This window comes from Dolichospermum sp. LEGE 00246 (assembly GCF_015207865.1).
Taxonomy (GTDB): domain Bacteria; phylum Cyanobacteriota; class Cyanobacteriia; order Cyanobacteriales; family Nostocaceae; genus Dolichospermum; species Dolichospermum heterosporum.
The window spans coordinates 1-16,796 of sequence record NZ_JADEWA010000065.1; the positions used below are offsets into that span (position 1 = coordinate 1).

Annotated in this window: 7 protein-coding genes; all 7 read left to right on the forward strand. The window is 38.3% G+C overall.

The features are described from left to right. Window positions 1-793 precede the first annotated feature (793 nt). Window positions 794-6,094 carry a type I polyketide synthase gene (locus tag IQ228_RS07010; RefSeq protein ID WP_193962500.1) on the forward strand — a complete coding sequence of 1,767 codons (5,301 nt, stop codon included), beginning with the start codon at window positions 794-796 and terminating at the stop codon, window positions 6,092-6,094. A 215-nt stretch (window positions 6,095-6,309) separates the two neighbouring features. Further along, the gene (locus IQ228_RS07015) at window positions 6,310-8,040 is read left to right on the forward strand and encodes an SDR family NAD(P)-dependent oxidoreductase (RefSeq protein ID WP_027403730.1); all 1,731 of its coding nucleotides are present in this window, start codon (window positions 6,310-6,312) and stop codon (window positions 8,038-8,040) included. 282 nt (window positions 8,041-8,322) lie between these two features. Beyond that, entirely contained in the window at window positions 8,323-9,675 is a 1,353-nt protein-coding gene (locus IQ228_RS07020) for a polyketide synthase (RefSeq protein WP_193962501.1), read from the forward strand. 4 nt (window positions 9,676-9,679) lie between these two features. Beyond that, window positions 9,680-12,994, forward strand: coding sequence for a type I polyketide synthase (locus IQ228_RS07025; RefSeq protein ID WP_193962502.1), 3,315 nt, complete (start codon window positions 9,680-9,682; stop codon window positions 12,992-12,994). 211 nt (window positions 12,995-13,205) lie between these two features. Next, window positions 13,206-14,873: a PfaD family polyunsaturated fatty acid/polyketide biosynthesis protein gene (locus tag IQ228_RS07030; RefSeq protein WP_193962503.1), complete on the forward strand. Its 1,668-nt coding sequence runs from the start codon at window positions 13,206-13,208 to the stop codon at window positions 14,871-14,873. 2 nt (window positions 14,874-14,875) lie between these two features. Next, on the forward strand, window positions 14,876-16,390 hold the full coding sequence (locus tag IQ228_RS07035) for a thioester reductase domain-containing protein (RefSeq protein ID WP_193962504.1): 1,515 nt from the start codon (window positions 14,876-14,878) through the stop codon (window positions 16,388-16,390). A 194-nt stretch (window positions 16,391-16,584) separates the two neighbouring features. Continuing rightward, a partial coding sequence (locus tag IQ228_RS07040; RefSeq protein WP_193962505.1) for an SDR family NAD(P)-dependent oxidoreductase occupies window positions 16,585-16,796 on the forward strand: 212 nt, incomplete at its 3' end.

Here is a 16,796-nt window from a genome sequence, read left to right on the forward strand (position 1 = left end):
GTAATTTGACAAATATTTTCTCCCAAAAATTAGCAAAAATGAACTATTTCGTTTTTATAAATTGTGCTAGTCTTTTTATTAATTCAACATTTATAGATGAAAGATAAATTGTTGATTTGATTTCCATTAACGGAAAAAATACTAAAATCCATGCAGTTTTTTACAGTAGGATTGCCTAAAGAAACAAAACCTATCCCTTAATAAACCGGGGTTTTGGATCTCACTAAGTTAGCAACTGCTAGATGATTGAAAACCTGTTTAAGTATTTTTTCACTATTCACAAAATTCTCCACAGAGTGTTTATTATTTTTGTAACGATTTTGGCAGCTTTGATCAGTCTAATCATCTAAAATAGGTTATCCTGGACTTTCAAAATTGGCAATTTCTATATCAACATACACAACGTTGTTATCCAATAGGTAAAACATTGAATGAATACGAGATAAAACCACTTCAGTTTAAGTATGTCCTTTTGCCAGTTATTAACACAATGTAATTGACACTTTTTATAGCGGTAATCACGCTTGGTGCAATATAATCGAGGGCACAGTCCCTGCGCCCCTACAGACTTTACAATTTGCTGACTGGATCTCATTTTCACAAGTTGAGTATTTTTTAGTATTTATTCACGAATACAAGGTTCTAAAATTGTGGAAAAATATCCAAAAAATACTCAAAATTTTGTCAAGTCAAGCATTTAAACTTACCTGCGGCGCGAACGAATGCAGATTGGATAACTATCTGTTAATAGTCTGCTGCACAATTCACGGTACTCAAAATTAGTCTATGTCCTATGTCTTGCCCCCCTCAAAAGATAGACACAATAAAAAGTTCTTTGACGGAATTAGAAGCCCAAATTAATAGTTTTGAACAGGCTGTGCTGAAGTTTATAGAGGAAGGAAAAATGAATTCAGGAAACTTAGAAAATTCGATAAATTCCATGTCAACGAATGAAATTAATAGAAAACTGCACACAACTCCTATAGCTATTATTGGCATGGCTTCTTTAATGCCTCAGTCGAGAACATTAAGGGATTACTGGCAAAATATTGTTAATAAAATTGACTGTATTACGGATGTTCCTTCTAGCCATTGGAGTGTAGAAGATTACTATGATCCTAATCCGAGAACAGCAGAAGATAAAACTTATTGTAAACGTGGTGGTTTTATTCCTGAAGTTGATTTTAATCCGATGGAATTTGGGATTCCCCCCAGTATTTTAGAAGTTACAGATGTTTCGCAACTATTAAGTTTGGTAGTTGCTAAAGAAACAATGGAAGATGCTGGTTATGGCGACTCCCGTGAATTTAGCCGCGAAAATATTGGCGTGATTTTGGGTGTGGCTATGGGCAAACAATTGGGAATGCCATTAGCTGCCAGATTAGAATATCCGATTTGGGAGAAAGTGCTGAAAAGCAGTGGTTTATCTGACGAAGATACTAAAAAAATCGTTGATAAAATCAAATCTGCTTATGTGAAATGGGATGAAAATGCTTTCCCTGGAATGTTAGCAAATGTGGTTGCTGGCAGAATTGCTAACCGTCTCAATTTTGGTGGTACAAACTGTGTAGTTGATGCTGCCTGTGCTAGTTCCTTTGGGGCATTAAAAATGGCCATTAGTGAATTAGTTGAACATCGTAGCAATATGATGTTAACCGGTGGGGTAGACACCGATAACACGATCATGGCTTACATTTCCTTCAGCAAAACTCCGGCGGTTACTCCTAGCGATAACGTGAAACCATTTGATGCTAAATCCGATGGCATGATGTTAGGTGAAGGTATTGGGATGATTCTCCTCAAACGCCTAGAAGATGCCCAAAAAGATGGGGATAAAGTCTATGCAGTGATTAAGGGAATTGGTACTTCTAGCGATGGTCGTTACAAGAGTATTTATGCCCCTAGAAAAGAAGGACAAGTTAAAGCTTTAGAACGGGCTTATGATGATGCTGGTTTTTCTCCGGCTACTGTGGGTTTAATGGAGGCACATGGTACAGGAACAATGGCTGGAGATCCGATAGAATTTAGTTCTTTACAGGATTTCTTTGGTAAATATGACACCCAAAAACAACATATTGCTTTGGGGAGTGTGAAGTCGCAAATTGGGCATACAAAAGCCGCTGCTGGTACTGCTAGTTTAATTAAAACTGCCCTAGCATTGCATCATAAAGTATTACCAGCAACGATCAATATTACTGAACCAAATCCTAAATTAGATATTGAAAATTCTTCCTTTTATCTGAATACTCAAACTAGACCTTGGATTAAGGCAGAAGGTGAAACTCCTCGACGTGCGGGTGTGAGTGCCTTTGGTTTTGGTGGTACAAATTACCATGTTGTTTTAGAAGAATACGAACCGGAACAACAAATTTCTTATCGTTTACATGGTGCTGCGGGTGAGGTGCTGTTGTTTGGTGCTACTCACGCGGAATTAATTAGCAAGTTAGAAGCGACTTTAAATAATTTGCAAGCTAATGATGGGGAAAGATATTATTCTCAATTATTGTTAGATTGTCAATCTTTAGCTATTCCCAAAACTGCACTCAGAATTGGGTTTGTATCTGAGAATTTACAAGAGGCTTGTAAGTTGCTAGAAGTTGGTATTGGTTTATTAAAAAGTAAGCCTGATGCAATTTCTTGGGAACATCCTCAAGGTATTTATTACCGTTCTGCTGGTATGGATTTGGCTGGAAAGGTTGTCGCTTTATTCTCTGGACAAGGTTCTCAATACTTGGAAATGGGACGAGAAGCGGTGATGAATTTCCCTAGCTTGCGACAGTTGTATGGGAAGATGGATCATCTGTTCAAGCAGGGTAATTTGCAACCGGTTTCTGAGGTGGTTTTCCCTCGTTCTACTTTTGATGAAGTTGAGAAAAAAGCCCAAGTTGCGACTTTGCAAAGAACGGAATATGCCCAGCCGGCAATTGGGGTGTTTAGTGCTGGTTTGTATGGAATTTTGCAACAGGCTGGTTTTAAGGCAGATTTCACCGCTGGACATAGTTTTGGGGAATTAACGGCTTTGTGGGCGGCTGGAGTGTTGAGTGAGGCTGATTATTTGTTCTTAGTGAAGGCTAGAGGACAGGCTATGGCTGCACCCAAAGACCCAGATCATGATGCTGGTAGTATGTTAGCGGTGAAGGAAGATATCAGCAAGATTGAACCGCTGCTGAAGCAGTTTCCGAAAGTAAGTATTGCTAATTTTAATTCTCCTACCCAAATTGTTTTAGCAGGTCCAAAGCTGGAAATTGAGAAAATCCAAGCTGCTTGCCAAAAATTAGGATACAGTGCGGTTTTATTGCCTGTGTCTGCGGCTTTCCATACTCCGTTGATTGCTTTCGCACAAAAGTCTTTTGCTATTGCGACTAAGTCGGTAACTTTCCAAAGTCCGCAAATTCCGGTTTTTAGTAATGTCACTGGTAAACATTATCCGCAAAATGCAGCGGCGATTCAAAAGAACTTAGAAAGCCATTTGGCTAGTTCTGTGTTGTTTAAACAAGAGATTGAAAATATCTATGGGGCTGGTGGTTATTGCTTTGTAGAATTTGGACCTAAACGGGTTTTAAGTAACTTGGTAAAAGATACGTTAGGCGATCGCCCCCATCTTACCATATCTCTTAATCCCAGTGCCTCCAAAAACAGCGATCGCTCCCTCCGAGAAGCAGCCGTCCAATTGCGCGTCATTGGCATGAATTTGGGCAATCTTGACCCCTACAAACTCCCTGCCATACTTCCCCCCATTGCCACCAAAAAGACCCTCAGCGTCAAATTAACTGGCATCAACTACATTTCCGACAAAACCAAAAACGCCTTCAAAGAAGCCTTACAGGACGGACACAAAATCAGTAGGGGCGCGGGTCCCGCGCCCAATATTTCCGAAATCACACCCAATATTTCCGAAATAGAAACCCCTGTAATTACCAAAATTGCTCCAACCAACGAACATAACGGTAACGGTAACGGACACAAAAAACAACCCCTCATTGAAACCCAGTTCCAGCTACAGCATCAGATGACTACCACTGCAACCATTCAAAAACAATCCAGTCCAGAACTGTTCGCGCCCCAATCCAGCGAGAAGATGCAAACACCAGATAAACTTATAAATTGCCAACAAATTCTCACCAGCTTAGAACAACTTCTGAGCCAGTTCCAGCACAACCAAAGCGAGAATTTAGAAGTTCACAGCACCTATCTCAACCATCAAATAGAATACGCCAAAACCTTCTTCCAACTAATGCAGCAGCAAAACACCTTATTTGCTAATGCTAAATCCTCCGCCGAAGCCGCTCAAATTAAGCAAGTAATCATGGAAAGCTTAGAGCGGAGTATGATTCAGTTTCATTCCCAACAAGGTGAAACCCTCCGTATTCATGAACAATATCTGCGGGAACAGATAGAATATACCAAACACTTTTTCCAACTCATTCAAGAAGAATATTCTCAACTTATTTCTGACACCCAAGAAATAGCACCTGTCCCTCCCACAGCCACCATTATTCCCCCTCAACCATTACCAGTAATTGAGCCAAAAGTTCAAATTGCAGAACCTGTAATTGCAGCACCGGTCATTGAACCTGAACCAATTATTATTCCCCAGTCCCCAGTTGCATTTATCCCAGAACCCACACCTGTAACCAGCAACTTAAATCTGGATGATCTAGCTAACAACCTCTTAAGCATTACCAGCGAGAAAACTGGTTATCCTATTGAAATGCTAGAACTCGATATGGATATGGAAGCGGACTTAGGAATTGACTCCATTAAACGAGTAGAAATTCTGGGAGGATTGCAGGAATTATATCCCAACTTGCCTAAACCCAACCTGGAAGAACTGGCAGAAAAACGTACCATTGGTCAAGTTGTCGAATATCTGCAAGGACAGGGAACAGGTGACAGGTTAAAGGTGACAGGTGACAGTTTAGAGGTAATAGAGGAAGTAGAAGCAAAACAGGTTACAGAAGAAGTAATACCAGAACCAGTTTCCATTCCCCAGTCCCCAGTCCCCAGCAACGAATACGCAGATTTAGGACAAACCCTGTTAAACATCACCAGTGAAAAAACAGGTTATCCAGTCGAAATGCTAGAACTGGACATGGACATGGAAGCCGACTTAGGGATAGATTCCATCAAACGGGTAGAAATACTCGGAGCAATGCAGGAAGCGTATCCTGACTTACCCAAACCCAATATAGAAGAATTAGGCGACCTCCGGACAATCGGGCAAATCGTTAACTACCTCCAATCACTGGTGGGAGGTGAAAAAAAAAAGCCGCACATTGATGTTAACCCGGTAACAACCACCAGCGTAGGGGCGCAGGGACTGCGCCCTCTCCTGGATTCTCTCACCCCACCCCCCATCGTAGACCCTAATCTTCCCCGTCGTCCCGCTCAACTTAAAACCTTACCCAGACCAGATTTTTTAGAAGCGCAGTTACCCGAAGGACACATTGGTTTAATTACTGATGATGGTTCTTTAACTACTAGCAAAGTAGTCCACGCACTGATAGAACAAGGTTGGAAAGTAGTAGTTTTGAGTTTCCCCCAATCCTTAGTTCCCGAACAATTGCCATTACCAGCAGGTGTTACCCGCGTCACATTGGCAAATATGAGTGAACAACATCTGCAATTATTATTGCAAAGTGTGACTACTAAACACGGAGCGATTGGGGCATTTGTTCACCTACATCCTCAATTTACACCGGAAAAACCTGGACATATTTCCTATCCAGAAGCAGAAAAGGCAATTCTTAAACAAGTGTTTTTAATGGCTAAACATCTGAAAGCAACTTTGAATAATGCCGCATCTTTAGCAGGAAGAACCAGTTTTTGCACAGTTGCCCATCTTGACGGTGAATTTGGCTTAGGACATCAAGGTAATTTTAGTGCAATTAGTGCCGGTTTGTTTGGTTTAACAAAAAGTTTGCGCTGGGAATGGCCACAGGTATTCTTCCGCGCAATTGACCTCAATCCGACTTTAGATCCTCATGAATCTGCCCAATATATTGTGGCTGAATTGCACGATTCTAATTGCTATATTGCCGAGGTTGGTTATGGTGATCAAGGACGAGTAACGTTGGTGGCAAAGAGTGAGTAATGTCTAAACTGTGATTTGTTTGATTAGTCAATGTCTAAACTATGATTTTTTTGATTTCTTTGATTTTTTTGATTGAGTTACTTGTTTATTTATCAATCAATTAATCATCTTTATCAAACAGATCCCACAAATCATAGTTCCGACATTTTCATCAAACAAATCCCACAAACCATAGTTCCGACATATTAATCAAATAAATCTCATAAATCATAGTTATGATTGCAACTGTTCAAGTTAGTCCATCTTCTGTTTTTGTTGTCAGTGGTGGCGCGAAGGGAATCACTGCTCAATGTACTATTAAGTTAGCTCAACAACAACGTTGTAAGTTTATTCTTTTAGGTCGTTCGGAAATTATCACAGAACCCGAATATGTTCGTGATTGTTTGGAAGATTCTGCTTTGAAAAAGCGCATTATGGAAAATTTGATTTCTCAAGGTGAGAAACCAACACCCATGATGGTACAAAAGATATTTAATCAAATTAATTCTAGTCGGGAAATTAAGAGGACTTTAGCAGCTATTGAAGCGACAGGAGGAACGGCTGAATATATCAGTGTTGATGTCACCGATACTGTAAATCTGCAAGCTAAGTTACAAGAAGTTTCTGATAAAGTTGGTCAAATTACTGGCATTATTCACGGTGCTGGTAACTTAGCCGATAAGTTAATTGAAAAAAAGACAGAAGATGATTTTGAGAAAGTTTATACTGCTAAAGTTCAGGGTTTAGAAAATCTCCTCAATTGTGTTAATCCTCAGCAATTACAACATTTAGTATTGTTTTCGTCCGTGACTGGATTTTATGGTAATATTGGTCAAAGTGATTATGCGATCGCTAACGAAATTCTCAGTAAATCAGCCCACTTAATGAAACAATATAACCCCAATTGTCATGTAGTCGCAATTAACTGGGGTGGTTGGGATAGTGGCATGGTGACACCACAATTAAAAAAGGCATTTACAGAACGAGGAATTAGTATTATTCCCGTAGAAGTTGGTACACAAATGTTAGTTAATGAACTACATCCTGCCTATACTAATGATTCTCAAGTAGTGATTGGCAGTCCCATGAAACTATCACCTGCTCCTTTAATTTCAGAACTTCGCAGCTATCGGATTCGCAGAAAAATGATATTAGCAGAAAACCCCTTTCTGCACGATCATACAATTGCAGATTCACCCGTTTTACCAGCAACCTGTGCTAAATCATGGATGGTTAATGGCTGTGAAGAAATCTATCCAGGTTATAGATATTTGAGTTGCCAAGATTTTAAAGTTCTCAAAGGAATCACCTTTAATTCTACCCTAGCAAACGAACATATTCTAGAACTCAAAGAAGTTGCTAAAGTTGATGGCGATTTTGTTGAATTTCAAACCAAAATATTGAGCAAAACCCCCGAAGGTAAAACTCATTATCACTTTAGTTCTTTGATAAGACTGGTAAAAAATATGCCAGAAGCACCCATTTATCAAGAAATGGATCTCAGAGAAGATAATATAGTCACTGATACAGCCAGAGAGTTTTATCAAAATGGTGACTTATCCCTATTTCATGGACCAGCATTCCAGAAAATTACCAAAGTTTTAAATATTAGTCCCAAAAAACTCACAGCCGAATGTTGTTGGCAAGAAATCACAGCCAAAGAACAAGGACAATTTCCCGTCAATTGGCACAACCCTTACATAATTGATTTGAGTACCCAAACATTATGGTTATGGTTAAATTACATCCATAAAGAAGTTTGTTTACCCGGACAATTAACATACTGTGAACAATTTTTAGCAGTACCATTTAACGTCCCCTTTTACGTCTCCTGTGAAATCATCGCCAAAACCGATACAGGTGCAACAGTCAACTTCATTATTCATGATCATCAAGGCAAAATCTATTCACGAATCCTAGAAGCAAAAGCAGTAATTTGGCCAATGAAAATGTTAAATAAACAATAGAAACATACGACTTTTGTTTTTGGTGAATATGAATTTATTTCACGCAGAGTCGCAGAGTCGCAGAGAGTAAGTCCTAGAGAAATATAATTTTCTATTGTCTTCTTTCTTCCTTCTTCTTCTCTTCCTTCTTCGTGTTCTTCGTACCTTTGTGGTTCATTTCTCTTAATTATCTTCCTGCGTCCATAAATCCATAAACATTGGGGAATCGCGTAAATCCTAAATAACATAGGGAACAGAGTAAACAATATCTCTTTCCCTCATCCCCCAATGAGGATTTCAAAAGTGGAAAAAATCGCTATTATCGGGTTATCTTGCCTATTTCCCGATGCTAATAATCCTGAAGAATTTTGGCAGAATCTCACAGCAGAAAAGGATTCCACATCATCTATAAGTGTAGCGGATTTGGGAATAGATCCCGCTATATTCTACGATCCAAATAAAGGTAAACCGGAAAAGTTCTACTTTCAAAAGGGTGGATTTATCCGCGACTTTAAATTTGATGTTAATGAGTATAACTTACCTCCGGCATTTCTGGAAAGCTTAGATAATACCTTTAAATGGTCATTATACGCCGCTAAACAAGCTATTGTTCAAAGTGGCTATCTGGGAAATCAAACTGCACTTGCAAAATGTGGCGTAGTCTTAGGAACTTTAGGATTTCCTACCAAAGCTTCCAATAGTCTATTTGCTCCTATTTATCAGCAAAATATTCAACCTGCAATTAGTGAACTATTACAGGAAAAAGACTTTCGTTTAGGCGGTTTATCAATCTCTAAAAAAGTCTCTCCATACAATGCTATGGTTTCTGGTTTACCCGCTGCTATAGTTTCCCAAGCCTTTTCTTTATCTGCAACTCATTTCTGTATAGATGCTGCTTGTTCATCATCATTTTATGCCATTAAATTAGCATCTCATTATTTGCAATCTGGCAAAACTGATTTGATGTTAGCTGGTGCAATTAGTTGTGCAGATCCATTATTTGTGAGAATGTTATTTTCCGGTATTCAAGGATATCCAGATAATGGCATTAGTCGTCCACTAGATAAGTTATCACGCGGGTTAATTACCTCCGAAGGCACAGGAATGGTAATGCTCAAAAGATATAGTGATGCTGTTAGAGATGGTGACAAGATTCTGGCAACAATTTGTGGTAATGGACTATCTAATGATGGTAAAGGAAAACATCTCCTCAGTCCTAATCCTCAAGGGCAAACTCTGGCATATCAAAGAGCTTATTCAGAAGCTAAACTTAACCCCCAAACTATTGATTATTTAGAGTGCCATGCCACCGGTACTCTATTGGGAGATACCACCGAATGTAACTCAATTGAAGGCTTTTTTAGTCCATATAAAGCAGCACCATTAGTAGGCTCAACAAAAACAAATGTTGGTCATTTACTAGTTGCTGCCGGCATGGTAGGTATAACCAAGACAATTTTAAGTATGTCTCATGGCGTTATTCCTCCAACTATTCATGTGACTCAACCCATAGGTTCTGAAAATAATGTTATCTCTCCACAAAACATTGTCAGAACTCCGACTAAATGGCCAAGTCAAGGAACTAAAAGAGTAGCTTTAAGTGCATTTGGTTTTGGTGGAACAAACTCTCATATTATTCTAGAACAGGGGAAGTAAGCAAATGAATATTCAGCAACATAAGACTGCAAAAATGGCAATTGTGGGCATGGATGCCTTTTTTGGAGAATGTCAAGAATTAGATGCCTTTGAGAGCAGCATTTACGATGGAAAACAGCATTTTATTCCTCTGCCAGAATCAAGATGGCATGGTATTAATGAACAAGAAACTTTACTGCGAGAGTATGGGTTAGAAGCTGGAAAAGTCCCCCAAGGAGCGTATATTGATAATTTTGAAGTTGATACTTTAGCGTACAAAATTCCTCCTAATGAAGTTGAAAAAATCAACTCTCAACAACTTTTATTATTAAGAGTTGCTGACCACGCCCTCAAAGATGCGGGAATTTTACCTAATAGCAACGTAGCGGTAATTATTGCCGCAGATACAGAATTATCTGTACACCAACTCCAGCAAAGATGGAATTTACCTTGGCAAATTAAAGATGGTTTAAATGGTGCAGAAATTGTTTTATCACCAGAAAAGATCAATCAATTAGAAGGCATAGTTCAAGATAGTATTCACAATCAAGTTGAACTTAGTGAATATCTCAGTCACGTTACTAATATTATGGCTAGTCGGATTTCCTCCTTATGGAATTTCTCTGGTCCATCCTTTACGATTAGCGCCGTCGAAACAGCCGCTTTCAAAGCCTTAGAATTAGCGCAAATGCTCCTAGATACCCATGAAGTAGATGCTGTAGTTGTGGGTGCTGTTGACTTAGCAGGGGGTGTAGAAAATGTCTTATTGCGAAGTCAATTTGGCAAAATTAATACAGGAGTCAATACCTTAAGTTTTGACGAAAAAGCTAATGGTTGGAATGTGGGAGAAGGTGCAGGTGCAGTTGTTCTTAAACGTCATGATACAGCGTTAGCAAATAATCAACGTATCTATGCAGTAATTGATGGTATTAGCATTGGTCAATCTTCCTCAATGGCTGTAGATAGCCATACCATTACTCAAGTATGTCAACAAGCTTTTCAACAAGCCGGCATTGAACCCACAAAAGTTAATTACTTAGAAGTCTGCGCTAGTGGTATCCCCGCAGAAGACGAAGCCGAAATTAATGGTATCCTTCAAGCTTATCCCTCAGTAGGAGATGGTTTACACTGCGCTATAGGTAGCGTTAAATCTAATATTGGTCATACCTTCGTTGCCTCTGGAATTGCCAGTTTAATTAAAACTGCACTGAGTATTTATCACAGATATATTCCCGGAACTCCTAATTGGTCTGGTGTGAAAACACCGCAAGTATGGGAAGGTAGTCCTTTCTATGTTGCCACAGAATCAAGACCCTGGTTTTTGCAAAAAGAAGTCAAATCTCGAATTTCTGCGATTAATAGTATTGGTTGCGACGGTTCTTTTGCCCATATCATCTTATCAGAAGAAACCCAACAACCAGAACGCACTAGCAAATATTTAGAATCCAGACCTTTGCATTTATTACCCATTGCCGCAGATGATCAATCTAGCTTATTAGCAGCCTTGGATCATTTGCAGGTAACAATTGAAAATGCTGATTCTCTCAAAAATATTGCGAGTCAAACCTTTGTTAAATTTCAACAAAACTCTGACAGCAAATATACACTTTCCCTAACTGGACGCAACCAAAAAGAATTAATTAAAGAAATTAATTCCGCGAAAAAAGGTGTAAATAATGCCTTTGCAAATGGTAAAGATTGGCAAACTCCCATAGGTAGTTATTTCACACCCAAACCCCTGGGTAAAGATGGAGAAATTGCCTTTGTTTATCCCGCTGCTGTTAATACTTACCTGGGTATTGGTCGGAGTCTTTTCCGGTTATTTCCTAAAGTCTTAGATGATGTGATTATCAAAAGTCTTGACGAACGGGCTGCGGATGTGGAAAAATTGGTATTTCCGAGAAGTTTGAGTAAATTGTCAACTCGACAATTAGAAATTCTAGAAAAAAAATTGTTAGATGATTCTCTGGCAATGTTTGAAGCAGAAGTGCTTTTTACCAGATTAATCTCCACAATTATTACCGAGGATTTCCAAATTAAACCTAAATATATTTTCGGATATAGCTTAGGTGAAACTAGCATGATGGTTGCTCAAGGAGTATGGAGTAATTTTTATGAAGTCAGTCACACATTTAATTCATCAGCTTTATTTGGAGACAGATTATCTGGTCCTAAAAATGCTGTCCGTGAGTATTGGGGACTACCAAAAAATGACATAGTTCCAGAAAATAAGTTATGGGCTAACTACGTTCTCATGGCTAGTCCAGCGCAAGTTAGAGAATGTTTAAAAAATGAAACTCACGTTTATTTGACACAGATTAATACAGCAGAAGAAGTATTAATTGCCGGAGAACCAGCCGCGTGTGAACGAGTAATTAAAACCCTGGGTTGTAATTCCTTTCCTGCTCCTTTTGATCATGTAATTCATTGTCAAGCAATGCAATCAGAATCTCAAGAATTGGAAAAATTATACACTATACCAGCGCAAAAAATACCCGGAATTAAGTTTTATTCTGCGGCTGAATATCAATCAATTGAACTTGATAGCCAAGAAATTGCTCACAATATTGCTACAGGGTTATGTCAACAACTCGACTTTCCCTACTTAGTTAATCGTGTTTATGGTGACGGGGCAAAAATATTTATTGAAGCCGGCGCTGGTGGTATTTGTTCACGCTGGATAGATAAAAATTTAGCTAATCAAGAACATCTTACCGTATCCCTAAACCGACGCGGTACAGATGACCATAGTTCCCTAATTAAAGCATTAGCAAAACTATTAAGTCATCAAGTCAAGTTGAATCTAGCTCCTTTATATAACCTATCCTCAGAAAATACCCAACAAAAAAAAGCTGCACTGAGGAAAGTTACATTAGGTGGTAGTTCCATGACTGCTGCAATTTTAAATGCAGAAAATCGCCAAATTTTTGCTAATAACCAAAAGCAAACAATTTCTACTCAGCCAGAGTATAAAATCATTAATTCTCTACAGACATCCGAGAAAATAGCACCCACAGAGATTTACCCCAAACCCCAACCAAAGCTACAAAAAAATACCATAAAAACGATCATGGAGAACGGTTTGGAATTGTCAAAGAAACTAAAATTCTTTGAGTCAACAAAAATCTTAAAGCCAAACATAAATCAAGAATCTGGTGAAAAAATTAGCATGAATGATTTAAAAAAAGCTCAGTATCAAAACTTGAGTAACAATACTGCCAAATTAACTAAAACTCACACAAACTTCTTAGCAGCTAGACAGGATTTTAGTCAGCAAATGAGCGAAATTATTCAATTGCAACTAGCTTGCGCTCAAAACTTACTCAAGGAAGAGAAATAATTCACTTAGTGTTAAGTGTAAAACTCTTTTTTAACTAACCACAGAGGCACAGAGGACACAGAGGGAAGAAAAAATGCTTAACTGAACTGTGTTCAGAAATGGACTGAAAATTACACTGAGATGTAATGTTCTTTCTCTGCGCCTCTGCGCCTCTGCGTGAGCTAAATTCTCGATTTCACATCCTTTACTTATAAATTGAGGAATAATTACCGTGACAACAATCGAGACGGTACTAAATAAACATGATAATGGACTAGGTTTTTTCAGTTGTAATCACCAAAACCAAATTTGGAAAGGTTCATTAGATTGTGTTAGCTTTGAAAAAAGTGCCATCAAAGATAAACTATTAACATCAGATAAACCTTGTTATATTATTAAAATAGCTGGGAAAATCGGTGCTACTAATGATGGATATTTATCATCTGCTGATAATGCTTTATCTGGACAAGCAGAACTTTTAATATCACTCCCTCCCCTGCGTTTACAACAACTTGGTGACCCTAGTTTTCTCGCTGCTTATGGTGTAAAATATGCCTATATGACCGGAGCAATGGCTGGGGGTATTGCTTCCGAAGAAATGGTAATTGCCCTCGGAAAAGAGAAAATTTTAAGTTCTTTTGGTGCAGGTGGTTTACTTCCAGAACGCTTAGAAACTGCGATTAATACTATTCAAGGAGCGTTACCTAATGGTCCTTATGCTTTCAATTTAATTCACAGTCCTAACGAACCAGCTATTGAACGCCGCGCTGTAGATTTATATCTGAAATATGGTATCAGAACTGTAGAGGCATCAGCATTTTTAGACTTAACTCCTAATATCGTTTATTATCGAGTTGCTGGGTTAAGATTAAATGCAGCTAATCAAATTGATATCCGAAATAAGGTAATAGCTAAAGTTTCCCGTCGAGAAGTTGCCACTAAATTTTTACAACCAGCACCGGAACGAATTCTCAAAGAATTACTTCAGCAAGGACTAATTACCGAATTGCAAGCTAATTTGGCTAGACAAGTGCCAATGGCTGATGATATTACCGTTGAGGCTGATTCTGGTGGGCATACAGATAATCGTCCTTTAGTATGTTTATTACCATCAATTGTTGCCCTCAGAGATGAGATTCAAGGGCAATATAATTACTCAGTTCCGATTAGAGTTGGAGTTGCTGGAGGCATTGGTACACCAGAAGCAGCTTTAGCTGGTTTTATGATGGGTGCTGCTTATATAATGACTGGTTCAATTAATCAATCTTGTGTGGAATCTGGTGCTTGTGAACATACTAAAAAGTTGTTAGCACAAGCAGAAATGGCAGATATGACAATGGCTCCCGCAGCCGATATGTTTGAAATGGGAGTCAAATTACAAGTTCTCAAACGGGGGACAATGTTTCCCATGCGAGCGCAAAAACTATATGAATTGTATCGCACTTACGACTCTATTGAACAGATTCCCTCAGCAGAAAAAGAGAAGCTAGAAAAACAAATTTTTCGGAAAAGTCTTGCGGAAGTTTGGGAAGGTGCAGCGGCATATTTATCCCAAAAAAATCCTGAAAAATTGGGTAAAGCTGTTAATAATCCTAAATTGAAAATGGCTGTGATCTTTCGTTGGTATTTAGGATTATCTTCTCGGTGGTCTAGCACTGGTGAAAAGGGTCGGGAAGTTGATTATCAAATATGGTGTGGTCCAGCTATGGGTGGTTTCAATGACTGGGTGCGTGGTTCATATTTGTCAGAATATAATCAGCGTCATGTTGTTGATGTTGCTGACCAAATTATGAGGGGGACAGCATTTTTATATCGTAGTCACAGTTTAAAAATGCAGGGTTTACAAATGCCTACTTATTACAGTCAATATCAACCAATTCCTTCTACATTGGAGAAGTAAAAATGAGTTTAAAACAGTCTTGTACTTCTGAAAGTATTCAATCATTTCTAGTTTCCCATCTCGCGGAAGTTGTCGGAGTTGAAACCGCAGAAATTGATGTTGATGAAAACTTAGAAAATTATGGTTTGGATTCTGCTCAAGCCATGATGATCATTAGTAAATTAGAGGAATTACTAGGTTTTAAACCTTCTCCTATTTTACTTTGGCATTATCCTAATATTGCGGCACTTTCCCAACGATTGTCAGAAGAATCTAGTAATGGTTCTCAGCTACAAGATGCAGGTTCTGGAACAAATTCCCCTGTTAGTTTTGCTCCTCCTCTTCTAGATTTGGCTGCGGAAGCTGTTCTAGACCCCACTATTCAACCCATAGGCACTGCTGTTTCTGTTACTAACCCTAAAAACATCTTTTTAACCGGGGGAACAGGTTATTTAGGGGCTTTTATTATCAAGGAATTACTAGAAGTATCGGACGCAAATCTTTATTGTTTAGTCCGTGCTGATAATGTAGAAGCAGGTAAAAGCAAATTAGCAAATAATTTGCAACAATATGGCATTTGGCAAGATCATTATAGTGGCAGAATTATTCCCATTATTGGGGATTTAGCACAGCCACATTTAGGAATTAATGCAGAACAATTTCAAAATCTAGCTGCTAATATTGATGCTATTTATCATAGTGCAGCTTTACTGAATTATGTTTATCCTTACTCAGCATTAAAAACAGCGAATGTTTTGGGTACACAAGAAGTTTTGCGTTTGGCTTGTCAAACTAAAGTTAAGCCATTGCATTATGTTTCTAGTGTGGCTGTTTTTGAATCCAGTGCTTATGCTGGTAAGTTAGTTAAAGAAGATGATGATTTTCATGATTGGGAAGGTATTTTCCTCGGTTATTCCCAAACTAAATGGGTGGCAGAAAAATTAGTAAAAATTGCTGGTAGTCGAGGATTACCTATTACTATTCATAGACCTCCTTTAATTTCTGGAGATAGCCAAACCGGGATTTGTAATACCCATGATTTCATCAATTTGATGATTAAAGGTTGTCTGCAAATGGGTTCTTTCCCTGATGTAGATTATATGTTGGATATGTCTCCTGTTGATTATGTGAGCAAATCTGTTGTTTATCTTTCTCGACAAGAAACATCTGTAGGTAAAGCTTTCCATTTACAACATCCTCAACCTGCTTCTTTAAAATCTTTAGTTGATTGGGTGCGTTCTTTTGGATTTTCACTGAAGATGATTCCCTATGAAGAATGGCAAGCAGAGTTAATTAATAATGTCACTTCTCAAGACAATCCATTATATACTTTGCGACCATTTTTACTAGAACGTTGGTCTGATGAACAAATCACCATTCCTGATTTGTATTTACAAGCAAGAAGACCAATTATCAGTTGTGAAGCAACTCTAGAAGCACTCAAAGGCAGTTCCATTGTTTGTCCTCCCATTGATTCTCAATTGTTGATGACTTACACATCTTACCTAGTACAAACTGGTTTCTTAAGTCTTGCTTAATATCAATTTTTGGTTAAGCTGCATATAATTATGAAATCCAGAATTTATCCGTATTTATCCGCGTTCATTTGCGTTTATCTGCGGTCAATTATTCTGGAAATCTTATTATATGCAGCTTAATTTTTATTTGTTATAATGTAAGGGTGTTGGCACAATTTATCAATGCTAACTCCAGCTAACTCATCTTTCTTAAAATGAACATAAAACGTCAGGGAACAGTTCTGATAACGGGTGCAGCTAATGGTATCGGTTATCAATTAGCTCGTATTTTTGCTCATAATAATTATAATCTAGTCTTGGTAGATAGACTAGAAGAAAAAATCACAAAAATAGCTGTGGATTTTGCAGAAGAGTTTAGAATTTCTGTTAAACCTATTATTAAAGATTTATCTATATCTATATCTCC

Excerpts from the sequence above, each read along its gene's own strand:
- IQ228_RS07010 (WP_193962500.1), top strand. The coding sequence starts at position 794 with ATGTCTTGCCCCCCTCAAAAGATAGACACAATAAAAAGTTCTTTGACG.
- IQ228_RS07015 (WP_027403730.1), top strand. The coding sequence starts at position 6,310 with ATGATTGCAACTGTTCAAGTTAGTCCATCTTCTGTTTTTGTTGTCAGT.
- IQ228_RS07025 (WP_193962502.1), top strand. The coding sequence starts at position 9,680 with ATGAATATTCAGCAACATAAGACTGCAAAAATGGCAATTGTGGGCATG.
- IQ228_RS07035 (WP_193962504.1), top strand. The coding sequence starts at position 14,876 with ATGAGTTTAAAACAGTCTTGTACTTCTGAAAGTATTCAATCATTTCTA.